The following is a 24,381-nucleotide window of genomic DNA, read 5'->3' as shown; positions in this document are numbered from 1 at the left end:
ATCCGGCGGAGGACGCAATCGCGCGCATCCACTTCATCCGTACCGAAAGCACAAAAACTTGCGCATAAACAGCCCGTTCCTCCGATTCAAGCTAACCCAAAAAACCGGGCGGTATTCGCCACGCAAAAACATACGACCAATCCGGTAACCGTAGGAAGCGCGAAGGCCAGCAAGGTCCATTTCATGCTCTGCGTTTCCTTTTTTATCGTCAGGCATGTTGTGCCGCAGGGCCAGTGCATCAAAGAAAACAGCATTACACAGACAGCCGTAAGCCAGGTCCACCCGTGGTCGATAAGCAGGGTGTGCAATTGCGCCAAGCTTTCATAATCCGTTAAAGCGCCGGTCGCCATATAGCTCATAATAATAATGGGAACCACAATTTCATTGGCGGGAAAACCCAGGATAAAAGCCATGAGGATATAGCCATCCAGCCCGATCAACCGCGCAAACGGATCAAGGAAATCCGCGCATAGCGCAAGAATGCTGGAATCACCCGCTTTCAGATTCGCCATCAGCCAGATAACCAGCCCGGCCGGCGCCGCAACCGCCGCCGCCCGGCGAAGGACAAAGAGCGTACGGTCAAAGATGGAGCGCACGATTACCTTTCCGATCTGCGGTTTGCGGTACGGCGGAAGCTCCAAATGGAAGGAGGACGGCAGCCCTTTCAGAATCGTCTTCGACAACAGTTTTGAAATGAGCAAAGTCATGACTACGCCCAAAACAATGACCATGGTCAACATCAGCGTTGAAACCAACGATTGAAAAGTACCTGCGGCCCCGCCCGCAAAAAACATGGTGATTACTGCGATGAGCGTTGGGAACCGCCCGTTACACGGAACAAAATTATTGGTAAGGATTGCGATTAGGCGCTCGCGGGGAGAATCAATAATCCGGCAGCCAATCACGCCGCAGGCGTTACACCCAAATCCCATACACATACTTAGTGACTGTTTGCCATGCGCGCACGCTTTCCGGAAAAAATTATCCAGATTGAAAGCAACGCGCGGTAAGTATCCCAAATCCTCCAGCAAGGTAAAAAGCGGAAAGAAAATAGCCATTGGCGGCAGCATAACGGAAACCACCCATGCCAGCGTCCGGTAGCAGCCGTCTATAAGCAGTCCCTTTACCCAAAGCGGTGCATTGGCCGCTGTGAAAATCTGGGACAACCGGTCTTCCACCCAAAACAGGCCATTTGCGATCAGCTCCGACGGATAATTCGCCCCTGTGATCGTCAGCCAGAATATGCCGCAAAGCAAGAGCAGCATAATCGGGATGCCCGTTAATTTTGAAGTAAGTATTTTATCAATTTTCCGGTCGCGGGCGGCATATTCCTGCCGTTCATAAACAACTGCGCTCCGGCCGATTTCTTCGCAGGTCTGTACGATTTTCGTAACGATTTTGTCCCGGAACATCTCGCGCGGGATCCCGCTTTCATCGAGCGATTCCCATGCCTTTTCCAGGCATTCCGTTATTTCCCGATTGGCGAGGATATCGTATTGAAGATGTTTTTTCAATGCGTTTAGAATGCCGGAATCCCCATCCAAAAGCTTTAAAGCCACCCAACGGCTGTTTAATTTCCCCTGCAAAGCCTTTTGCACGGCAGGTTCCAGAATGGAAACGGCCTTCTCAATTTCCTCGCCATAGGTGATAACAAGCGGATGCGGTTCGCTTTTTTGCGAAGTCAGGGCGGAAACCGCCTCCATTAAGCTGTTCAGCCCTTTCCCGCTCCGCGCGCTTGTGCCGACGACCGGTATCCCCAATTTCTCGGACACCACATCCAACCGGATTCTTATTTTCTTCCTTTTCGCCTCATCCAGCAAATTTACACAAAGTACGACATTTTTTGAAATCTCCATTGTTTGAAGCACCAGATTCAAATTGCGCTCCAGACAGGTTGCGTCCGCCACAACAACCGTTGCGTCCGGTTCCCCGAAGCAGATAAAATCGCGGGCGATCTCCTCTTCCTCCGAATTCGCCATTAAGGAATACGTCCCCGGTATGTCGACTAAAATATAATTTTTTCCGCCGTAATAATATTTTCCCTGCGCATTTGCAACTGTCTTGCCGGGCCAGTTCCCCGTGTGCTGGTTCAGGCCCGTCAACTGGTTAAATACCGTACTTTTCCCTACATTTGGGTTTCCTGCCAAAGCAATGACTCTATCTTCCTCGCTGTCCTTTTCAATTTGCAGAATTCCGTCGCAGCACTTCAGGACCCCCGTACCGGTCGAATCACCCGATAACCCCATGATCGCCACCTCAACTGTAAAATAAAATATAGAAGGAGGGCTTTTCAGCGTTTTCTTACTGAAACAGCCCTCTTTTATTTATGCGCTCACCATAATTTTTGACGAGACATCCGACCTTAACGCGATAACGGCGCCCCGTATCAGATAGGCGACCGGATTCCCGGACGGGCTGGTATATAGCGGTTCTATTTCTGTCCCGCTGATGACGCCAAGGTCGAGCATACGGCGCCTGAGCGCGCCGTTCGACCGTATCGATGTAACGCTCGCCCTTGTTCCAATGGGTAAGCGGTCTAATGATATTTCCTTGTTTTCCAAAAGAACGGCCTCCCTATTTGCCTTTATAAATCTTTCTTTAAGCTAAGATATGTTGTTTCTGCTAACATTGTTCCTTCTTTATAAGCGATTTTCGTCTCTTCCTTATTCGTAACACCTTTCGTCTTCCACTCTCGGCGGCGTTCACTACCGCCCCATTGAAAAACGGATGGAAAGTGGTGGTATTCGTTTTGAGGTGTGGATATGCCGCGAAAAGGATTGGCCAAAAAAGGGATCATAAAGGCTGCAATCGAACTGATTGAAAAAAAGGATGCTTAAACAAGCTGTTTTTTGACGCCATTAATCGGGTGATGGTGGCAACCGGCCACATGATGAGGGGTGGAACAATTGTTGACGCAACAATTATCAACGCTCCCAGTTCGACGAAGAATACAGAAAACGCTCGCGATCCGGAGATGCACCAAACGAAGAAAGGCAATGAATGGCAGTTCGGCATGAAATGTCACGCCGGGTTTGGATGCGGGCAGCGGGCTGGTTCACACCATTGAGGTAACGGCTGCAAATGTGCATGATGTGGTCGTTGCGCCGAAACTCATCCGGGATGATGATTTCGTTGTTTACGGCAATTCCGGATATCTCGGCATACAGAATCGACCGGAGATTCAGGAAAATGCGCATTTAGCCGCCATCGACTATCGTATCAACCACAGACCGCACAGTTTTCCACAGGTTTCTGACCATGCGCTGGACTGGGAGCGTATGATCGAACATCGCAAATCTTCTGTACGTTGCAAAGTGGAACATGATTTCCGCATTATCAAATGTCAGTTTGGGTATCAAAAGCCCCGGTACCGCAGATTGAAAAAGAATGAAAACCGGCTGTATGCCATGTTTGCCTGCGCCAATCTGTATGCTCTCGCACTAGCCGGGCGAAGTCTACGTGAAACCTGACAAGGGCATAGTGCGCCTTTTTGACGGGCGCACAAGAGAAAATGAAGTTGAAACGGCGGAAAAACACCATTTTTGGGGGAAATTCAGCAAACTTGGCTCAGACCTGAGTGAAATTGAAGATATTGGCCATTTATTCAGAGGTTCCTTAGGGAACCTCTGAATAACCAACATCTTCCGATATCTCAAAATTAAATCAGAGATTCCCTAACTTAACAATACGAAATTCTTTATCACAATGCACACCTCTTGCGGTATACATTTTAAACGTAAAAAAGTCTCTTAAAAATTTCAGCACAAACTTAAAACAATTATTGACATATGCCATAAACAGCAGTATTATTTATTATAGTTAATGGCATATGCCAATTATAGTTTTTTGCAGGGGATGATGATCATACCAAGACCTAAAAAATGTCGGCGTGTCTGCTGTATGCCCAGTAACCGAAACTTCGGCCCACTAGGAAACGGGAACACCGAAAGAAAGCTTGTCGTAATGACAGTGGATGAATTTGAAGCAATAAGGCTTATTGATTTGGAACAACTTAGTCAAGAAGAATGTGCCGAACGCATGAATGTCGCCCGGACGACTGCTCAAGCAATTTACAACAGCGCTCGTATGAAGTTAGCAGAAGTCCTTGTTAACGGTTTGGAATTATCTATCAATGGCGGTGATTATGTCCTCTGCGATGGAAAACACTCCAGCTGTGGATGTGGTCACTGTCATAAAAGAAGATGTCATTTGGGAGATGATGAAAAGTGAGTGAAGAATGCACACATGAATGCTCGACCTGCGGGAGCAGTTGCTCAGAAAGAACACAGGAACAAACGAATTTCAGGGAAAAACCTCATGAATTATCAAATATCAAGAAGGTTATTGGCGTTGTTAGCGGTAAGGGCGGAGTTGGAAAATCCCTTGTCACCTCTATGTTGGCAGTACTTACAAAGCGGAGCAATTATCAAACTGCCATACTTGATGCTGATATTACAGGCCCTTCTATCCCCAAGTCATTTGGGCTTCACGAAAAAGCCTCAGGTAGCGAACTTGGGTTATATCCAGTGAAAACAAAGACCGGCATATCCGTAATGTCCTTAAACCTTCTTACAGAGAATGAAACAGACCCTGTTATTTGGCGTGGACCTATTATCGCCGGAACAGTAAAGCAATTTTGGACAGATGTGATATGGGGTGATGTAGACTATATGTTCATAGATATGCCGCCCGGAACTGGCGATGTACCTCTAACTGTTTTCCAGTCTATCCCGGTGGACGGTCTCATTATTGTCGCTTCACCCCAGGAATTGGTAGGCATGATTGTTGAGAAGGCGGTAAATATGGCGCAGATGATGCATATTCCGGTACTTGCTCTGGTTGAGAATATGAGCTATGTAACCTGTCCGGACTGTGGTAAGGAGTACTACGTATTTGGTGAGAGCCATATTGATGCCATCGCCAAAAAATTCGGAATAAGTACAATTGCTAAGCTGCCCATTGACCCGAAACTGGCAGCTGCATGTGACTCGGGAATGATCGAGTTGTTCGACGGAAACTGGCTTAACAATATAATGAAACTATTAGAAAGCGAGGAAATGTAACATGAGAATAGCGGTAGCGTATGAAAACGGGCAGGTGTTCCAGCACTTCGGACACACCGAAAGATTTAAGGTCTATGATGTTGAAAACGGTAAGGTTTCAGTATCCACGACCGTCAACACAAATGGCAGCGGCCACGGCGCACTTGCTGATATTCTTAAAAAGATAGGTGTGGATACACTTATCTGCGGTGGTATTGGTGGAGGAGCAAAGAGAGCACTAGCTGAAGCTGGTATTGAACTCTACGGCGGGGTATCTGGCGATGCAGATAAAGCCGTTGAACAATTCCTTTCGGGAGAATTGGAATTTGATTCAGAAGCGACCTGCGACCATCACGGCGAACACAATGGAGACAACTGCGGCGAACAGGGATGCGGAGAGCATCATTGTGGAAACTAAAAAAGAATTCTATTAACAAAAAAAGAAGCTCGACTGAGGCAATTCTTGGTGAGCTTCTTTTTTATCTTCATAATCAAATATAAAAACTTCTCTTTCTAAAAACAAACTAATTTATGACAACATCCAACCTGACCACACAACCTCTAACCTGATCACTTAACTATCAAATATGGCCTTTATGGACTTATTCCCGTGAAGTGAAAATTTCTCGTTTTCGGCTTGTGGGTTTCATAACCAGATGTGCTAAAAGTATTGATTTATAAGGCTTTTTCACACACTCACTCTTTTGCCCTTGACATCAATACTACACACTCAACATGTGTCGGGGTAAAGGTGTGAGAACGGATGGGTATCTATTTTTTACAACTACAAATTATAATTCTCGTAAATACATTTATAGATTAATAAACATTATAGATACCCTCTACCGTTAAAATGGGAGTATCCCAAATTCTGTGTAAAGTTCAAACTCAGGTATAAAATGGAGCAAAAATAAGATGTGGCGGAAGCGGCTTCGTCCGATGCCGCCATATTTGCAATATAACAGCAGGCACAGAGGAAGTCAAGGGCGGCGAAGCCGTTTATTTATCCTTGACTTCCGGTGTGAATGATGTTAATCCGGCATCCGATCGGCGAAGAACACAGCTAGCTGTGCATGAATGATACACCAGTCCTGCCGCTTGCCAGTCCACTTTTTCGTGATGTCTACCATTGCCAGGTACAGCATTTTCAGCAGACTGTCATCCGTTGGGAAAACCGACTTTGCTTTTGTTACCTTGCGGAGCTGTCGGTTGAAGCCCTCAATGGCGTTCGTCGTGTAAATCAGTCGGCGTACTTCCTGATGGTACTTGAAATAGGTGCTGAGGTTCGGCCAGCTTTCCTTCCAGGAGGCGGAAATCTTCGGATACTTCTTGTCCCAGTGCTCGGAGAAAATGTTCAGTGCATCCAGAGCGGATGGCTCATCTATGGTGGTATAAACTGCCTTCAGGTCGGCCATCAGTGCTTTTAGGTCTTTGTAGGAGACATATTTTGTGGAGTTGCGAATTTGGTGAATCACACAGTTCTGAATTTCCGTTTTCGGAAATACTGCCTCAATGGCCTCAGAAAAACCGGACAGGTTATCCGTGCAGGCAATGAAGATATCCTCTACTCCGCGGTTGCGCAGGCTGTTGAGCACGGTGGTCTAGAATTTGGCGCTCTCGTTTTCGCCGACCCACCACATGCCCAGAACATCTTTATGCCCGTCCAGACTGACGCCGATGGCGATGTAAACAGCCTTCTTCACAATTTGCCCCTCGCTGCGAACGTGATAGTGGATGGCATCCAAAAAGACTACCGCATAGACGTTTTCCAGCGGGCGCTGCTGCCATTCCTTTGCAATGGGCAGGATCTTGTCCGTGATCCGGCTGACGGTGGTGTCGGAGACCTCTACGCCGTAGATATCCCGGATATGGGCTTCAATATCACCGGTAGTCATTCCTTTAGCGTACATGGACAGAATCTTTTCCTCAATGTCCTGGCTGACGCTGGTCTGGTTCTTTTTCAGGAGCTGTGGTTCGAACTGCCCGTCCCTGTCACGGGGCACGGCAACATCCACATTGCCGAAACTGGTTCGTAAGGTCTTGCTGCTGTGCCCGTTCCGGCTGTTTGACGTTTCTTTGTTCCTGTAATCATACTTGCTGTAGCCGAGTTTCTCGTCCAGTTCCGCGTCAAGGCCGTTTTCCATAAATTCGGCAATGGTTTCCTTGAACAGGTTCTGAATGTCTTCCATGCTGCTAATGTTGCTTGTTTGCAGCAATTCCCGAATCTTGGCACGGCGCTCGATCTCTTCCGGACTGCGGTCTTTCTTTGACATGTGTAAAACCTCCATTGTGGTGCTTCCATTTTACACCTTAATGAAGGTTTACACAAAGTTCGGGATGGTCTCGTTAAAATTGTCTCAGTTTACACTGACAATTCCCATATCGTTTCATCGCCGCAGATGTTGCGGATTTTAAGTCGCAGAGGTTTTTTCTCACACTTGATAGTCCCGTCCCAGAAGTCCTTTGTCTTGGTTCCATTGACTGTCACATAGCCAAGCTTGTCGATTTTAATCTCACTGTCACTGTGCCAAACGCCATCCTGATTAGTACAGTCAAGAGAGATGTACTCAATCAACTCAAGCCCTGTTTCGCTAATCAAAATAGGTGTAAATTTCTTCTTGCGAGGTTTAATGTCCTCATCATCTTCATTGTAATTATAGTCTTCCGAATCTGTTTCATCTGAAGCGCTTAATGTGTTTGCATAACCTTTTTGATTATACTCGTCTATTTTGCGACTGACCCTGTCGCTTTGAAAATTTGTTATTTCAACTTTATATTCTGGAATAAGCGATTCTTGCACTTTTGATACTTTAAATTCCGCGTAATCCTCAAAAACCGCGTCGTCCAATACATCTTTCAAGTCACGCAGCTCAATTTCAATATTAACGTCTTCATCATCTTCAATAAACTTTTGGATTTCCTCCAGATTATCAATATCCACATAATAAACAATTACTTTTTTGACGTTAGACGGAAGCTCGGGAATTGCTTCATGCATAATGCGAAACATCATCACCTTATCCAGCAGTTTCGAACTGCTGTCCATCAGGTTTGGCACATACACAGGCACCAGCCCCAGCTTGCTGTCGGATACGGCTCCTTCCCAAAAGCTGTCGAGACTATCTTCGTTTTTCAGTCCCGGTATCAGTTTTTTAAGATTATCCATGGTTTGCACCGGATTGCGGTAAAGAGATACTCCGTCCTTAATTTCATAAATATCAAATTCCGCTTTGTCTGCCGCAAGCCTGTCGCGCGTCACCTGAATGGAATTAATGCCGATATCGCAATGGATAAAACAGCGTCCAAGCTTGTTTGCGACCGCCGCTGTAACGCCGCTGCCGCCAAAAAAGTCGGCTACAAGCATACCTTCATTGGAAGAAGCTTTAATAATACGTTCGAGAAGAGCTTCTGGCTTTTGAGTAGCATAGTCTAATCTCTCTGCTGCAACCGGATTAATTACATAAATATCAGTCCATAAGTTCTGAATCGGGCTTCCTTCCCATTCATCAAGAAATTGTTTCCTTTGTATTCTTTGGTTTTTATCTTCTGGAAAATATAAGCGCCCCTCTTTTTCATATTGTTCCATTGTTTCTTTTGATAGGGACCAACCGTTTGCAGGAGGTTTATAACCTTTATACTCGTAGATCAAAGACGGGCTGTATGATGGGCTGATAATGGGGCTTAATCTATATCGCCTTCCATTTTCATCCACATACTTAAATCTTTTCAAGTATTCCTCTTGCCCCTCTTTACTTAATGGAGGGTTAAAATAATACTCATTACTTTTTGTGTAGAAAAATACGGAATCCGTTACTACTCCGTATTGCCTTGTTTGGCCTAAATTCCCCTGTTTTCGCTTCCATATTATTTCAGTTCTAAAATTATCCTCTCCAAAAATTTCATCTAATAAAACTTTAACGTAGTGCCCTATATGATAATCCAAATGCACATATATGGAAGCCGTTTCGCTCATTACTCTTTTAATTGCCATCAGGTTTTCATACATCCAATTGAGATACTTTTCCTTATCCCAAACGTCTCCGTACATTTTTTCTTCAAAAGCTTTTAGTTCTTCTATGTCCATCTCCTGCTCGGCGCGGGCGATCGCTTCCGCAACCTTCGGGTTGCGGCGGATATACACCTTTTTGGCATAGTCCGCGCCGCTTGCAAAAGGCGGGTCTATGTATACAAGGTCTACTTCAATTCCCTGCTCTTTCAAATATGCGCAGGCCGATACGCATTCCCCGCGGATCACCATGTTCCCGTTCGGGTTTTCTCCAACTGTTTCAACTTTTTTCAGTTCATACAAAGGCATCCCGCGTTCAAGCCTTTTCTTTACATCTCCCGCGCCTTTATATTTCAGCATTCTCTTAAAATTATCCAATATAGCCTGTCCTTCTATGGGATCAGGATAATACGGAACATACCTGATTGCCATTTACGCTTCCTCCTCAAAAAAATCCTCAATTGCGCTTACCGTCCTTGTAATGAGTTCGGATTCCGGCAAGCTGTCCTCCAAATACAGGTATTTAAATCTCGGATAACCGGCCTGATTTTCATTGATTTCTATAAATTCTTTTTCAACAAAAGCTCTCTTTGACTGGAAAACCTCGTCTTTGGCATATAAGCCTCCCTTGGTTTCCACAATTATAGCTTTGTTAATTTTCCCGTCCTTGCGTTTGATAATTAAAAAATCCGGCGTATACATGCCGATATACCGTTTGTGGCCGCCACTTCCTTTATAACAGCGGATCTTGAATTCCGTCAAAGCTTTATCACCGTTATAATATATCTCAAGCTTTCGTTTCTTTGCCGAAGCTAGTGTAAGTACCTGCTCCAATAAAACCTTTTCAAAATTGCTGTCCGTTTTATAGGGCAGGTAGTGGAACGAACGGTCTTTTTCAGGGTGGGAACTGTATTTCGCCTTTAGCTGTTGAAGAATATCCATGTTCCCCGTTTCCTCGGCAAGCTGCATCATCTGCACGGCCTTTTTATCCGGTTTTAGCTGTCCTTTGTCTTCCAGAATGATTTTTTCCGTTACATCTTGCGGCGGGTAATAGCTGTCCGGTTCGAAGGTAAACACCGGGGATAACAGATTCTCAATCTTCAGAAGACGAGAGTCCTGCGGAACAACTTCTTCCGTTGTTTGCAAATCGCGCTTTTCACAAAACAGCCTGCGTATATTTTGATTTATCGTCCTAATATTAAAAGCGGAACTGAAATAGCGGACGCCGTTTTTCAGTAAAGTAATTTCATTAAATACACGGCGCAAAAACTCATCATATTCTCTCAATGCCGAAACAGGCAGCATACCAAAGCTTTCCCTGCTAATATCATACAGCCAGTGGTTATAATTTGCAGGGTCCGTCGCCACCTCTTTTTTGACATCCGTATCCAAAAGCCTTTGCTCAAAATCCTGAATTTTTATTATAGCAGATAGTTTGCTTTCAGGAGTAATAACATCTGAAAGCTCCGGATTAAATATTTTGGGGTTTTCCTCAATAATGCTGTCATAATGTACTTTAAGCTGGTAATAGTCCATTTTCGGGAGCTTCAAATATTCCATCCGGCTGTAACGCTTAATCTCTGTATCAGCTTTATTTGCCCCTTGCGCAAATTCTTTAATGGAAATATGATGCTGCTGCTCAAGCTGCATGTTGAGCTTTTCGGCGTTGAATTGATTAAGCCATATCAATGCCGATTCATGCTTTCCCTTTTCAACCTGGCGCAAGCATCTGCAGGAGGTTTGCAGCACCATATTAGTGGGACAATCTCCTTTTTGCGACAAAATAACCCCAGTCAGGCTGCGGCAGTCCCAGCCTTCCTTTCCTATATGCACAAGAAGTACTATGCGTATTTTAGAAAACGGCTTGTCCAAGGCTTCAAATTCAAGCTTGCTTTCGGCAAGTATAGGATGATTTTTATTTCCCTGATGGAACTTCAATATGGTTTCTTTTGGATCAAGCCCATAATCTTCCGCAACCCTTGCTACGCAAGGGAAAACCTCTTCTTCCAGATAATCGATGGCGCTTTTGCAGTTCCCTTTGCCGCAGTATATGCCCAGTTTGGCGGTTAAACTCTCCTCATAAATTTTATCCTTATATGTATTCAAAAAATCCCTTACCCCGTTTTCAATAATTTGAAGGCTGTATTCCTGATTTGAGATTTTTACGACCGGACGTTTTAAGAAATTATCAATCCCCTGAATTAATGGGTAATAATATACCGTATTGGCAATTTCGATGCTTTTTATATTTAACCTTTCCGATATCGCAACAGGATAAGCCTTTTCCAAATACGGAGTTCCAGAAAACCCAATAACGGAATTGATTGTACAGTTCTTTTTTATCCAGTCATTTACTACTGCTCTCAATTTAATCTCGTCTGTTGAAGCATGATGCACTTCGTCAATAAAAATTGACATATTTGGGATTTTCCCGATCAGATTTCTGAGTTCATTGGCCTGCCTATCCTTTTCATCATCGCTTTGTTCAAATAAACTGATTTGTCCATCCTTTACTTCAACGCGGTCTAAAATAACTTTTTCCGCATTGGTTATGGCAACTAAACCCATCAGTTGATCAAAAGGCTGATGAGCGGCAATTTTCTGTACGTTTGGATTTTTTGTTTTATTGCTTCTTTTCTCCGCTTTATTCTGATCAAGGATCTCAAATTTAATCATCCGCTTGATTTCACTGGCGGCCGGATCGGGAAGAACCCACAAAGGATTAAACTTTTGGATCGTTTTTAGACTTGGCACCACAGAACTTTTCAATCCCGATGGTGCAAATATTATAAAATTATGCGCAAATGCATTATTATCAGGCTCATTTGCTGCGAAATACAAATCCAAATATATAAACGCTGCCATTAAGTAGGTTTTTCCTGCTCCCATCGGCAAACTGAAAAGGTAATCTGTGTAAGATACATCATAAAATATCGTTTTAAATATATCGACAAAGTTTATATTTGCAGCATCAGTGATAATTGCCTTTTCCAGTTTTTCAGAAACCTGCTCGCCTTTTTCATTTTTTAAGGTAGAATATTCATACAAAGCAAGCGCCGCCGGATTGGATTGCAATGTTTTCCTTACAGAAGCCGTAACTTCTAAATCATCAACGTTTACAGTGTTAAAATAGCCTTCGGAAAACAATTCCCACAGGGGTCTGCTCCCGCAGGCTATCTTTAAGAACAAATATGTCTTAATTGCATCAATCTGCACATCTCGCATTTCACCTTTATTAATTATGTAGGATATCAATTCGTTAACGGTACACTCTGAAGAGGAGTACCACATATCCCTCTTTCTCTGAATCATCTTATAAAACATTATCGTTTTCTCTCCTCAGCTTTTGCTTTTATTTTCTTCTGAGCCTTGCATCTTCCGGTTTCTCCGCGTCTTTCGGTATAGTCCAGGCCCAACCCAGACGCACAGCGCCTTTTATCCGGCCCTGCTCGCATAAGACCTGCACCCTGCGCGGGGATATATTCCATTTTTCAGCAGCCTGTTTAGCTGTTATATAATCCATTCGCTAATACCTCACAGAGTAATATTGTATACGAAGAAACGAATAAAGGCAATAGATCCTCTGGTAGCGTAATATAGCATTTGCCTCCAAAAATATAAGCCTTTTTAATCAGCAAAAGTAAAAAGGCTATTCAAACATTACAATTTATTAATCTCATATTTCAGATTTTCAATTTTATAAACATCTACACCTATGCATTTGAAATAGTCAGGATAAAATATTGCTAAATTAAACCCCTTGCCGTTCATTGTGCTATTATACTCAATTCCTGCATATTTACCGCCATTGTAATGGTATACTGAACTTGTAACACTTCTGCCCAATAGATTACAATATCTATTAGAAAAGAGGAGTATATCATGCAAACAATTACAGAAGAAACCAAGAAAAAAGTTGTAAAACTACATATTCAGGATGGCCGCACAATTTCAAGCCTCGCTGCTGAATATGGAATCTGTCACGCTACCGTTTCAAACTGGGTTCGCGCTTACCGTGAAGAATGCCAAACAAATGATGCCGCAAAATCAGAGTACAAATTAATGCAGGAAAATCGGAAACTTCGTCAGGAGCTTGCAGAAGCAAAGAAAGAAAACGACTTTTTAAAAAAAGCAGCGGCATTCTTTGCGAAGGAAATCGATTAGTGGCATATCGATTCATTGAAAAACATCACAAGAATTTTGGAACACGTTGGCTGTTAAAACGAATGGGGATATTTCCAAACGCATACTACAATTACTTGAAACAAAACAAAGTGGCTTATCGTGCGAAAAGAAGCGAGATTTTGGGATACTCCCGTAAATTGCTCGTTGAAATCCATTTGCCATAGTTTTTTAAGTCCCCTTTTTGCTTAGTGAGTCCCACCCGTAGAGGTATCAAAGCTCTAAAAAGTATATTTCATTTTACAATTCTTCTGCTTCACTCGTTTCAACGGCTTTTAACGTCTTGCCTTCAGCAGTTTTCCAAGCAGTATATCCATTAGAACTTGCACCCGTTACAAACATCGAAGCAGCAGATGGTGATGAAAAAAGCACATCTTCTAAAAGCGTATAATTTTCGTCAACTTTGGCCTTCTCTCGAGCCTTTTTTGCTACCCCTGAGCAGGTTTTTTCATTAATTTTAGAATTGATAACACTGCCGCGTAAAACTATATATCCTTCACTTGAGCGCTTACATTTTGCTTTTACTGTCATTCCGGTGTTCTGCATCTTTTGTTCCATAAAAAACTCAAGGTTGTCATCGGTCTCTACACACTCTGTATTATGGGGTGTTCGATTTTGAACTAATGGCTCGAATACTAAATGTCCAAGCACACCCATCACAATTTTTGCATACTCCACATACTCTTCAAGTTCACTCTCTTTTTCTTCTGTAACATTTCCAGCATTAGGTTCATTTCCGTTCTTAGCTTCATAACGATTAGCGTTTACGGCAAGGGAAAAGAATCGATTTTCAAGCCAGCTAATCTCGGTTGCACCAAAAATGTTGTTTGAAGTCGTGAAAGCTACTGCTTCATACCAATCTTCAAGACCTTGCTTCGGGGAGGCGTGATGTTCTTTTAAACGGTTCAAAATACCTTCTCCATTTTTTCGAGTCCCTGACTGACCAACATAAACTAAAGGCCTGTCACCATCACCTTTGCTGAAGAGGAAATATACCCCACTCTGCTTAAGATAGTCAATATTCTTACAGTCTACAAGCTTAATCCGTGGGATCTTGTAAGCAACCCCTGTCCAATTAGCAAGCGTACACTTAATGCGACCGTTTGGAGTACCGTCCATAAGAAAATAGTTCATATTCTTTCCAGCCATAACATGCGCCACCTCCGAATTTATCTTCTGGCTAGTTAATCCACGAATAAATCTGGATTATTGATGCTCATATCCTCAACCTCTGAAACCACACTGAAATTTCCACAGTTGAGGATATTCTTTTTTATTTTAACAGGCTTACTATCATCTAATCCAACCACATACTCACTCCGGTGTTTCCGTATAAAAAGAGCTGTCTCACGAGAAAATCCGTTCCGCTGAAGAAATATGGTCAACTTGTTTGTCGTACCATATTCAACAAATTCATACCAGTCGTTGTTCATTTCTCCCTCGATACCGTGAATCCGCTTGTATGCTTCTGAAAATCTCAAAAAATAATTTGCGAAACTGAACAGCACAACACTTTCAATCGCCTGAAGTGTTTCTGACATGACGATGTTTCTATGCATCATTGATTGGTGATTATAAGGAATTAACTGACCATCAATTCGTACTTTATAGTCGAAGCTGTTTTGTGCATAGGTAAGGGATTTATCGATAATCATCCCAAAGCCATTACCACTAACCCAATATCGGAGAATCACAGCATACCAACTTAGGCGATTTTTATTACCAATAGTTTCAGCACTTTCACATTTGCCCCAACTAAAAATCTCATATAACTTTTCAAGGAAGGCCTGTGGTTCACCTAGTTTTGTGTGATCATCTCCATCAATGGCCGGGTACTCTAAACCCCACGCGATGTTGGCAGATAGGCTTTTAGTTTGATCAACAGATGTATTAATATCGTCGTCTGGTTTTATCTCATCTTTTTCAAATGCTGCTTTAATTTTAATTTCATCTTCCAGTGTCAAAAATTCATTAAACTCCCGCCTTACAATGCTATTTCTACCTCTCATGATGTCACTTAGCAAAATTAAGCAAAACTTCCGTGTTAAATCAAAGGAGTCCTGCGATTGACCTTGCTCCTTTTCCAAATTAGTATGTCCTTGCAACAGGCAAGCCACAATTTGCTTCTTTTGCTTTGGCTTTAATTCAGTGATAAGAGAGAGTTTCTGTTCCGGTACTTTTTTTCAAGTAACTCAACAAAATCTTTGATCTGAAGGTTTTCCTCAAGACGAACTAAAAACACATTACCATAAAGATTATAATTTATGCGTCCAACGCGACCGACAAGATTTCTAAAATCAACTGCGGTCATTTTTGTTTGTCCGCGTTCTTTTCTGTAAGTAGTGATAAATAAATTATCAGCAGGCAGATTAACACCTTCAACAAGTGTACTGGTGCAAAACATTGCGACGATTTTCCTGTCGCGAAATAGCTTTTCTATTTTCATGCGAATAGAAGCTGGCAAATATCCAATATGGTAGGCAATGCCTTTCTTAATTAACTTTGCAAGAAAATACTCTTTATGTACTTGATTTTCAATCTCCTTTGATAGGGAATCAAGTTCACTGTCATTTTTATCTTCTTCATACGCCGCATAATCAATTGCTGCTTGAATGGCTTTGTCCTTCGAGTTGAAATAGACAATGCTCTGAACACCTTTCCCCAAATGAGTAATTATATTGCTTAATGGTACTTTTATTGTAGCCTTGCTGATTTCCATTAGCCGAATACTGCGATCATTAAACAGATATATGCCTCCATCAACACAGTCAATAAGATATTTAACCTGGCTGACAGGTGAAAAACTTGTTGCCAGTTTATAATCGGTTAAATCTGCTGCTTCTAGAGCCTCAGGTACCAACTTAAGATAGACTTCAGGGTTTGGAATATTAGGTGACGCAAAAATGATATGTGGTTTTCTTTTTCGTTCAGCTAACATATCTATGTTTTTATAATAAAATGTACTGCGCTTGTCCTTAGAAGTGATTTTATGGGCTTCGTCAATAAACAAGTAGTCGATATCTTTGTCCTTATGTCGAATTAGAAGGTAGAGCAGCCGTTCAGGTGTAAGAACATAGATGAAGTTGTGTTCTTCCTCCAGCGCCAATGCTCCGGCTGATGTAACAACACGATAATTCTTTTCTTTAAGAAGTGAACCAAGGTCGTTGATTATTTTGCTCGAGACTTCATTAATGAGTGCCTTGGTAGGGACAATCAATGCATAATTAAACTTCATGCCGTCCTGCACTAGTTTCTTGATAAACATCCGCATAATAAAGGACTTTCCCATAGAGGTAGGTCCTGAATAACTGAAGTATGGATCTATCAGACGGTCGTAGATCTTCCGCTGTGGACGAAAAAACAGCTTTTCAGGCTCGGCAGGAATGGAAACCAGTTCTTTGCTATATTCCTCATAGAAACATTCAAGAAGATTACGGCGCAAGGATACCGTTGTTGTTTTTTTCTTCTCAGCGGTTTCAAGTCCTTGAAAATTTCCTGTGTTAGAAAGAACAGAATTAAGGTAAATATCAATTTCTGGGTTATTAGGTTCTGTCTCCTTTAAAAGTGCAACTATTTCTTGCGCCCAAGTCATATGGCTATCATCAGGCGATTTCGATAATATGTCAGCAAAACGTAGGGCATCTGAAATATTTACAGGCTTGCGCTCACTTCTAATTTGAAAAAGGTGCAACGAATAGTTGTATAAGATATTTTCATACAATTCATTAAGGTAGGGATTCTTGTCAATATCATTAAAAATGGTATCCCCTAAAGAAACGATGTTTTTCTCAATCATTTTACACCCCTCCCTAAAGCTCGAGAAGAGATTTCATAATCTCTTTCTTCTCTCCATCCGCTTCATTAAATGGCAAGAAATAGAAATAAAAGGAATGACATTCCATTCTTGCGGCCTTGTTTTTTTCAATGATATGGGAAACATGAGCTTGAATATCTTTACGCATCTTTTTTGCCACTAGTTCGCGAAATTCTGCAGATGGACGGTTTTTATCTATTCCCAATGAATACCCGATAAACACACCAAATGCAGTGTCATGTGTAACAGTTTGTCCTTTACGTGGTAAGATAATATCCTTAAGTTGTTCAGCAACCTCGGGTGCGAACTCCTTATCAAACGCTGTGCTTTCTACAAGCCGGATTTCACGTGAAGTGTCATTTTTTATCGCTTCAAGCGTGATAAAAGCATCGTCGATCGCGTCCTTTGGGTCACCTACGATGCGAGACTTCCCAAACACCATCTGAAAAGATGGCATTCCTACGTCGGGCTGTAGTAAATTAACACAGCTGACGCCTGTTTTTCAGTGTTCCTTCAGCTGGGTATCAAATTTGCTGAACACTTTCGGTGCATCGAGTATTGCAACGGTCTCGCAGCAGTTCGACAGCTTTCAAGCCTATGAGAGTTATTTCATCATCACTCATAAACTTTTTTATGCGTTCTCGCGAGTATATGTACTGCCCTATATTTTTTAATAAAAACTTTTTAAGGGCGTCGAAAGAGAATTCATTATCAACTACGCTCAGATGAAACAAGCGCAATTGATAAGGGTTTTTCAAGCCCAGCTTTTCGTCATGTAACACTTCTGAAAATATGCCGTCAAAACCAGCATCCTTTAGTGTCTTTTGCACTATTGCCATTTGCGCAAGTCCTCCTTTACGTTTACTAGTGATTTAGAGTTCTCCATATTTCAAAGAGGTTAGCGATTTGATTGTAATTCTATACAGTCGTATTTCCGGGTATCTGATACGGTTTCCCCTCTGGATTATATGTAAGGTTAAACACCATATCAGACAACCATTTTTTGAAGGACGGGTTGTCTTGGAACTGCTTGAACAGCTCCATATTGTCCGCCATGATAGAGAAAATAACCTGCTGTAGCGCCCGTTCACTCTCAGTACGCGCTTCCTGTTTATCGGAATTCTTCATGGCATTCTGATATCGCTTATCCTTTGAAACCATTGCAGGTATTTCAAGAATCTGTCTTCGGACATTGTCAGCATCCTTCCAGTCGATGTTTCCAAACATATCATTGAAAGCCGAAAGTATGGAGGAAAGTAAATCCATTTCAGGGTCGACAATATGTCCGATTTTACCAGTAGGAACCGGAGGCACCTCTGAGTCCTCGTCCTCCAACTTGATTGACATCACTTCACGCGCTTCCAGACGGTAACTATCCAAATCAATGGCATCAAGAATACCCTGTGAAAGATCGTCTTCTCGTGGTGCGGGCAGCTTCGGAATCAGCAGATTCAAGAAGATAGATAGCTTTTCCCAGTCGGCATTGCCGTATGGCAAAATGGCTCCAAGGAATCCATATGTACGCACAAAAGATTTTGCAGCGCTCTTGAACTTGATCTGGTCGTCTGTTTGGAGTTCTTTATAAACCGCAGCACAGGCGTCCAAAATCGGGTCAAGTCTGTCGCGCTCGGCTCCGCTCAGATACAAATCGACCAGTTTTTCAACATGTTCCGCAGAATAAACCTGATATCCCTCCATAAGCGCGATGATGTCATACAGCTTGTTGGGGTCGGTCTCTCCAGAAAGAATGGTAGTTCGGTAATAGCGTGAAAACGCTTCTTCAATAATGGATGTTTTGTTCGCAAAGTCCAATACAAAAGTATCGTATTTTTTAGGACAGGCACGGTTCAGCCGTGATAATGTCTGAACAGCCTTGATGTCATAGAGCATCTTGTCCACATACATCGTATGAAGCAACGGCTCGTCAAAACCGGTCTGGAACATATCGGCCACAATCAGAAGGCGATATGGGTCCTTTTTGAATGTCTTCGGAATTGAGGCGTCCGGAAAGCCATTCATTGCAGACGAAGTTAACGCCGGTTCCTGACCTTGATACTTGTGTTCGCCAGAAAATGCAATAATCGACTTGTATGGGCTATGGCGCGCAGCTAAGCACTTGTTGATTGCATAGTAATATTCAATGCAGCGCGGAATACTGGCCGTAACAACCATAGCACGGGCTTGTCCACCGATTTTGCCCTTGGCGATAACCTGTTCGTGGAAGTGGTCTACCATCATTTGTGCTTTCTGAGAAATAGTATAGCTGTCGCTTTCGACAAATGAACGCAACTTCTTCTGTGCTCGCTTTTTATCAAACATCGGGTCATCCTCGACAGTTTTCATCAGTCGGTAATAACTGTCTATAGGTGTGTAATATTTAAGAACATCAAGGATAAATCCTTCCTGGATTGCCTGCTTCATCGTATAGACATGGAACGGCCGATGTTTGATTTTATCCCCGTCTTGATAGGGTATGCCAAACGTCTCAAGCGTCTTATTCTTTGGTGTAGCAGTAAAGGCAAAGTAGCTGGCATTCTGCAGCAGCTTGCGGCCCTCCATCATGGCATTGATTTTGTCTTCGTTGTCCATATCATCGTTTGAAGCAAGGCCAGAGAGTGCAAGGTTCATCTGCGCTGAGTTTCGTCCGCTTTGCCCGGAGTGGGCTTCGTCAATAAGGACAGCAAAACGGCTATCTTTATGATCGGCACCAATGTCAGGCACCACATACGGAAACTTCTCGATAGTGGTAACAATGATGCGTTTGCCCTCCTTTATGGCCTGACGGAGATCGCCGGAATGCTCAGCCCATGCTACGGTGTTTTTCACCTGCATAAACTGCTTGATGGTGTCGCGGATCTGCTTGTCCAGAATGCGGCGGTCAGTAACTACAAGAACGGAGTCAATCATTGGATGACCATCTTTTTCAAGCCCAATCAATTGGTGTGCCAACCATGCTATAGAATTTGACTTGCCGCTGCCCGCGCTGTGCTGGATAAGGTAGCATTTACCTATGCCATTGTGCTTAACGTCGGCAAGAAGGTTTTCAACCACATCAAGCTGATGATAGCGCGGAAATATCTGCTTTACGGATTTTTTCTTTGTTTCCGGGTCTACCTCTTCAACCACCTGCGCATAATTTTCAATAATTCGGCAGAGCTTATTTTTTGAGAGAATATCCTTCCATAGATAGTCGGTCATAATGCCATCAGGGTTAGGCGGATTGCCCGCTCCATCGTTATAGCCTTTATCGAAAGGCAGGAACCAGCTGCTTTTTCCGTCCAACTTTGTGCAAAACTTCACGCGGGCATCATCCACAGCAAAATGGACCATGCAGCGCTTGAACTGGAACAGCAGCTCGCGCGGGTCGCGGTCATTTTTATATTGTTCCACCGCATCGCCTACGGTCTGCTTTGTCAGCTGGTTCTTCAACTCAAAGGTAATAACCGGCAGGCCATTTATAAAGACGCACATATCCAGCGCCAGCCGCGTTGCGTCTAAAGAATACTGCAATTGTCTGGTAACGCTGAATATGTTCTTCTCATGCATGAGTTTGGCCTTGGCGTTATTTTCCGTCGGCGTCAGATAAAACATGATGAGGTCTACCGGGTATATCTTGATACCGTTGCGCAGCACATCAATAATGCCGCGCTTAGAAAGCTCGCCCTGCAGTCGGTTCAGGAACTGCTTCTTTTTAAGGTCGGCCTTGAATACGCCCAGCTTTTCCATGGCATCCGGCTGCGTGTCCTGCAGAAAGCGAAACAGTCGCGTTTCGTCGATAGCATATTCACGGTTATAATCTGCGTTTGTGCCCTGCTCATAGCCATTATGGTTCACAAGCCAGTCGACAATCAATGCCTCCAAGCCGTTTTCCTTTGTGTTGGTAAAAGCCATTACTCATTCCTCCTGTTCCTCCGCTTCTTCGTCCGTGCCGTCCGTTTCGTCGGACTCCTCGTCGGCTTCTTCTTCCACATACTCATATTCCGGGATTTCAATGCCACGGACATCAATCTGGCCAGTGACAACATCGGAAATAAGCTTTGTTCTGTATTCTTCTAACAGATCTACTTCCTGTGTTAATTGCGCTATTGCTGCATCATATTTAGCGCAAGCCTTAGGAATATACTCAACAATAGCTTTCTGTTCATTCTCTGGTGGCACAATGAATGGAATTTCTTTCATTTTGGGAATAGATAAATCCCATTGGCCAACTCTAATACCATCAGACGCCTGAGCAAAGAAATTCACATACACCTTGCTTCGGATAGCATAATGGAAATACTCAAGATTTTCAAAATCAACATCGAAAACATAATATGCTGGGCTTATAATACCTGTATAATCCGAAATGCCATATGAACCTTGCCACGCTTTCATTTTATTCATAGCAAGCTGACCTTTTTTCACCATCTTATATCCACTTAAATCATCTGGGATAAAATTGTGATTACTTTCCTTATCCTCAACGTTACGAACAATAACACCTTGTTCTCGCACCACAGATAAAAGCGGCAACTCCGGATGATTCTTTTCACTAAAAGGATGTAGAATCTGACGCAATTTTGTGGTTTTCCAATGAGCTGGAATATCTCCTAACCAATCAACGCCACTGAACTTCATTGGGACATTTGGGTTCAAGCCGTGTGTAACAGCTTCATTTACTACTGTCTTCTTGAGCTCTGCGATGCGAGAAATCTCTTTTTTCTTCACCGCAATTAGCTTGTTTATTTTTGAAACCTTCCAATCCAAATAGCGAACAATCTGGTCTTGCTCGAGACGAGGTGGAACGGGAATTTGATGATTTTTAAGTTTATTATAATCAATATTTTGTCCCTCACGTATTCCTGTAACGCAAAGTTGAAGTAATTCTATGAATAGTCTTGATTTCGCTAGATACCTGAAATAACTGGGCATAATTATATCTTTAGGTATCATAATCGTATATGCCGGACTAATTATCCCTTGATAATATGCATATTCTATTCCACCCTGAAATGAACGTAGACTTATGACAAAATCTCCGACTCTAACCAATTTCAACAGGTGTAAGTCTTTCATCGCTTCAACAGTACGATTGCCATATATGTGTTTGGGAACAACGCCCATATTTTGTGAAGCAACTAGTAACTGCTCATCCGGGTAACCTTTTTCCGAACGCTCTGAAAAAAGATACTTTATCTTTCTTGAGTGCCAATGTATCGGAATTGACGAAAGCCATAATTCCGATAACGGTTTGTATGATTCGTATTTCTTCATCCCTCAAGCCCCCCGATGATTTCTGCCATCATGCCGTCTGTTTCTTTTTCCAGGGTTTTGAGGTCAGAAAGAATATCCTTCAAAGAACGCAGCTCAACCGGCTTGTAGAAATATTTCGTAAAGCTTATCTCATAGCCAATCTGTGTTTTCTTATCATCCACCCATGCGTCGGGTGCATACGGAAGCACTTCGTTTTTCATAAAGGCTTCGATGCCACCGTCATAGGTAAACGGCACGATTTCCGTGTCGCGCAGGTCGGTATCCGGCTCTCCCTCAACCGGCTGCGCAGACCGATCTTTTTCGGTGATATAGGGGCGCACCTTTTTAAGCAGTGCCGCCTTCAGCTTTGTAGCCTTGGCGAACGCCTCCCAATTATCTAAGGGAGTATCCTTCGGCAATCTATCGATGGCCCGTTCGTAATCGGCACGTTCATCTGCATTCTTGAAAACAGAATCCGGAATATGTCTTTCCAGGAATACTCTCAAGCGGAGTGGTCTTTCTACCGTAATGGCCCAATAGCCAAACTCCTCGTTGTTGAAAATACGGCTTACTTCGCTTTCTTCCATCTCCATGAAAATGCGTAGAATCTCCGTGCGGATTTCCTCCGAAAATTCACAGTTCTTTTTGCCCATGTTTTTGCGAAGTGGGGATTTCATGGTCGTGGCGTCGATCAATTGAATTTTCCCCTTACGGCGTTCCTCTTTTTTGTTGGATAAAACCCAAATATATGTACCGATGCCTGTGTTATAAAACATATTTTCCGGCAAGGCGATGATGGCCTCAACAAGGTCGCTTTCAATTAGATATCTGCGCGCATTGCTCTCGCCGCTCCCGGCATCGCCTGTAAAGAGCGAGGAACCGTTATGCACCTCGGCAATACGGCTGCCGAGCGACGTGTCCTTCTTCATCTTTGCCACATTGTTCAGCAAAAACAGGAGCTGACCGTCGCTTGTGCGTGGAATCATGACGAGCTGCTCGCCGTTTTCAAGGTAAACATTAAAACGTGTATCCAGAATATCTTTTTTACCGCCCATCTTCTCGGCGTCGGTTTTCCAGCTCTTACCGTAAGGCGGATTAGAGAGCATAAAGTCAAACTGTCTGGTTGCGTTCTGGTCATTTGATAATGTTGAACCAAAACCGATATGCTCAGCTTGATCCCCATCGCCTTTCAGCAGCATATCCGCTTTTGCTATAGCATAAGTTTCGGGATTGATTTCTTGTCCAAAAAGATGAATAGACACCTGTTTGCCGGTTTGTTCTGCAAGCGTCATAAGCCGTTCCTGTGCAACGGTCAGCATACCGCCTGTACCGCAAGCTCCATCATAGCAGGAATAGGTGGCGTCCATAATCTGATCGGCAATCGGTGCAAAAACAAGATCGGCCATAAGCTCAACAACATCACGGGGAGTCCAGTGCTCTCCGGCTTCCTCATTGTTTTCCTCGTTGAACTTGCGGATAAGCTCCTCAAAAACAGTACCCATTCCGTGATTATCCAGCGCAGGCAGGCGGATTTCCTCTTTTGTATCGTCCTTGTAAACCGGCTCCGGGCTCAGGTTAATAGTCGGAGAAATAAACTTTTCAATAACCGCGCCGAGTATGTCGGCGTCGGTCATAGTGTCTATCTGATTACGGAACTTGAATTTCTCGAGAATTTCCTGCACGTTAGGTGAAAAGCCGTCGAGATATGCTTCAAAATCAGTCTTCAAAGTCTGTTTCTTTGCACGGCTGGTGAGGTCGCGCAGACGGAACGGCGATGCATTGCAGAATGCCTGTCCTGCAGCGTTACATAACGCTGGCCATTGGTTAGTAATACCGGCGGCATCCAGTGTTTTCTTCATATCAAGCACTGATTGCTTGGTACCCTCAAGCATTGCATCAAGACGGCGGATAACCGTCATCGGCAGAATAACATCGCGGTATTTGCCGCGTACATATATATCACGGAGGCAGTCGTCGGCAATGCCCCATATAAAGCTTACTATTGAATTGTGCACCTGATTGTCCATAGTATTTCACCCTATCCTTTTCGCTTTTATAATGGCAATTGTGGCTATAATACCACACGCAAATTTTATATTTTGGTC

19 protein-coding genes and 1 pseudogene are annotated in these 24,381 nt (G+C 43.2%); 6 read left to right on the top strand and 14 right to left on the bottom strand.

Translation table 11 applies throughout. From position 1 onward, the window contains the following. Window positions 1-86: 86 nt before the first annotated feature. Together feoB and CAGA_RS03020 are read right to left on the bottom strand one after the other, a co-directional pair. On the bottom strand, window positions 87-2,246 hold the full coding sequence (gene feoB, locus CAGA_RS03025; protein ID WP_135657588.1) for a ferrous iron transport protein B: 2,160 nt from the start codon (window positions 2,244-2,246) through the stop codon (window positions 87-89). A gap of 78 nt (window positions 2,247-2,324) precedes the next feature. Continuing rightward, window positions 2,325-2,561, bottom strand: a complete 237-nt coding sequence (locus CAGA_RS03020; protein ID WP_135657586.1) for a FeoA family protein — start codon at window positions 2,559-2,561, stop codon at window positions 2,325-2,327. A 471-nt stretch (window positions 2,562-3,032) separates the two neighbouring features. Here CAGA_RS03020 and CAGA_RS12950 point away from each other — a divergent pair, with 471 nt between their 5' ends. The 5 genes from CAGA_RS12950 (at window position 3,033) to CAGA_RS03000 (ending at window position 5,460) form a co-directional block, all read left to right on the top strand. Then, the gene (locus CAGA_RS12950; protein WP_135657584.1) at window positions 3,033-3,470 is read left to right on the top strand and encodes a transposase; all 438 of its coding nucleotides are present in this window, start codon (window positions 3,033-3,035) and stop codon (window positions 3,468-3,470) included. Continuing rightward, complete coding sequence (locus CAGA_RS12590; RefSeq protein WP_167875139.1) at window positions 3,460-3,630, top strand: hypothetical protein; 171 nt, start codon at window positions 3,460-3,462, stop codon at window positions 3,628-3,630. Before CAGA_RS12950 ends, CAGA_RS12590 begins: the two co-directional genes overlap by 11 nt. A 192-nt stretch (window positions 3,631-3,822) precedes the next feature. After that, window positions 3,823-4,230: a DUF134 domain-containing protein gene (locus CAGA_RS03010; protein ID WP_330566953.1), complete on the top strand. Its 408-nt coding sequence runs from the start codon at window positions 3,823-3,825 to the stop codon at window positions 4,228-4,230. Next, on the top strand, window positions 4,227-5,063 hold the full coding sequence (locus CAGA_RS03005) for an Mrp/NBP35 family ATP-binding protein (protein ID WP_135657582.1): 837 nt from the start codon (window positions 4,227-4,229) through the stop codon (window positions 5,061-5,063). Before CAGA_RS03010 ends, CAGA_RS03005 begins: the two co-directional genes overlap by 4 nt. A 1-nt stretch (window position 5,064) precedes the next feature. Continuing rightward, the gene (locus CAGA_RS03000; RefSeq protein WP_135657580.1) at window positions 5,065-5,460 is read left to right on the top strand and encodes a NifB/NifX family molybdenum-iron cluster-binding protein; all 396 of its coding nucleotides are present in this window, start codon (window positions 5,065-5,067) and stop codon (window positions 5,458-5,460) included. A 613-nt stretch (window positions 5,461-6,073) separates the two neighbouring features. Here the strand turns inward: CAGA_RS03000 and CAGA_RS02995 are convergent. From CAGA_RS02995 to CAGA_RS02980, 4 genes and pseudogenes are all read right to left on the bottom strand, one after another. Next, window positions 6,074-7,315 (bottom strand): annotated as a pseudogene (locus CAGA_RS02995) (IS256 family transposase). Between the two features lie 89 nt (window positions 7,316-7,404). Beyond that, a complete protein-coding gene (locus CAGA_RS02990; protein WP_135657578.1) occupies window positions 7,405-9,480 on the bottom strand; it encodes a site-specific DNA-methyltransferase in 2,076 nt (691 codons plus the stop codon). After that, the gene (locus CAGA_RS02985) at window positions 9,481-12,273 is read right to left on the bottom strand and encodes a DEAD/DEAH box helicase family protein (protein ID WP_279221992.1); all 2,793 of its coding nucleotides are present in this window, start codon (window positions 12,271-12,273) and stop codon (window positions 9,481-9,483) included. A gap of 127 nt (window positions 12,274-12,400) precedes the next feature. Further along, on the bottom strand, window positions 12,401-12,571 hold the full coding sequence (locus tag CAGA_RS02980; protein ID WP_135657574.1) for a helix-turn-helix domain-containing protein: 171 nt from the start codon (window positions 12,569-12,571) through the stop codon (window positions 12,401-12,403). Between the two features lie 359 nt (window positions 12,572-12,930). On the opposite strand from CAGA_RS02980, the gene CAGA_RS02975 reads away from it, so the two are divergent. Then, window positions 12,931-13,212 (top strand): transposase, encoded by a 282-nt coding sequence (locus tag CAGA_RS02975; protein WP_135657572.1) that lies wholly within the window; start codon window positions 12,931-12,933, stop codon window positions 13,210-13,212. Between the two features lie 258 nt (window positions 13,213-13,470). On the opposite strand, the gene CAGA_RS02970 is transcribed toward CAGA_RS02975, so the two are convergent. The 8 genes from CAGA_RS02970 to CAGA_RS02940 form a co-directional block, all read right to left on the bottom strand. After that, complete coding sequence (locus CAGA_RS02970; protein WP_135657570.1) at window positions 13,471-14,379, bottom strand: GIY-YIG nuclease family protein; 909 nt, start codon at window positions 14,377-14,379, stop codon at window positions 13,471-13,473. A 35-nt stretch (window positions 14,380-14,414) separates the two neighbouring features. After that, window positions 14,415-15,317, bottom strand: a complete 903-nt coding sequence (locus CAGA_RS12750; RefSeq protein WP_207669539.1) for a hypothetical protein — start codon at window positions 15,315-15,317, stop codon at window positions 14,415-14,417. Between the two features lie 53 nt (window positions 15,318-15,370). Next, on the bottom strand, window positions 15,371-17,026 hold the full coding sequence (locus CAGA_RS12745) for a DEAD/DEAH box helicase (RefSeq protein ID WP_207669538.1): 1,656 nt from the start codon (window positions 17,024-17,026) through the stop codon (window positions 15,371-15,373). A gap of 13 nt (window positions 17,027-17,039) precedes the next feature. Then, on the bottom strand, window positions 17,040-17,501 hold the full coding sequence (locus CAGA_RS02960; RefSeq protein WP_135657569.1) for a Hachiman antiphage defense system protein HamA: 462 nt from the start codon (window positions 17,499-17,501) through the stop codon (window positions 17,040-17,042). A 67-nt stretch (window positions 17,502-17,568) separates the two neighbouring features. Further along, window positions 17,569-17,883 (bottom strand): hypothetical protein, encoded by a 315-nt coding sequence (locus CAGA_RS02955; protein ID WP_135657567.1) that lies wholly within the window; start codon window positions 17,881-17,883, stop codon window positions 17,569-17,571. A 79-nt stretch (window positions 17,884-17,962) separates the two neighbouring features. After that, on the bottom strand, window positions 17,963-20,935 hold the full coding sequence (locus CAGA_RS02950; RefSeq protein ID WP_135657565.1) for a type I restriction endonuclease subunit R: 2,973 nt from the start codon (window positions 20,933-20,935) through the stop codon (window positions 17,963-17,965). 3 nt (window positions 20,936-20,938) lie between these two features. Next, on the bottom strand, window positions 20,939-22,297 hold the full coding sequence (locus CAGA_RS02945; RefSeq protein WP_135657563.1) for a restriction endonuclease subunit S: 1,359 nt from the start codon (window positions 22,295-22,297) through the stop codon (window positions 20,939-20,941). After that, window positions 22,294-24,303, bottom strand: a complete 2,010-nt coding sequence (locus CAGA_RS02940) for a type I restriction-modification system subunit M (RefSeq protein WP_135657562.1) — start codon at window positions 24,301-24,303, stop codon at window positions 22,294-22,296. The genes CAGA_RS02945 and CAGA_RS02940 overlap by 4 nt, the downstream gene beginning before the upstream one ends. Window positions 24,304-24,381: the final 78 nt, after the last annotated feature.

Origin of the sequence: Caproiciproducens galactitolivorans (genome assembly GCF_004768785.1) — a bacterium.
Lineage (GTDB): Bacteria > Bacillota > Clostridia > Oscillospirales > Acutalibacteraceae > Caproiciproducens > Caproiciproducens galactitolivorans.
The sequence above is the reverse complement of the archived record's forward strand: the minus strand, read 5'-3'. Positions and strand labels throughout refer to the sequence as shown.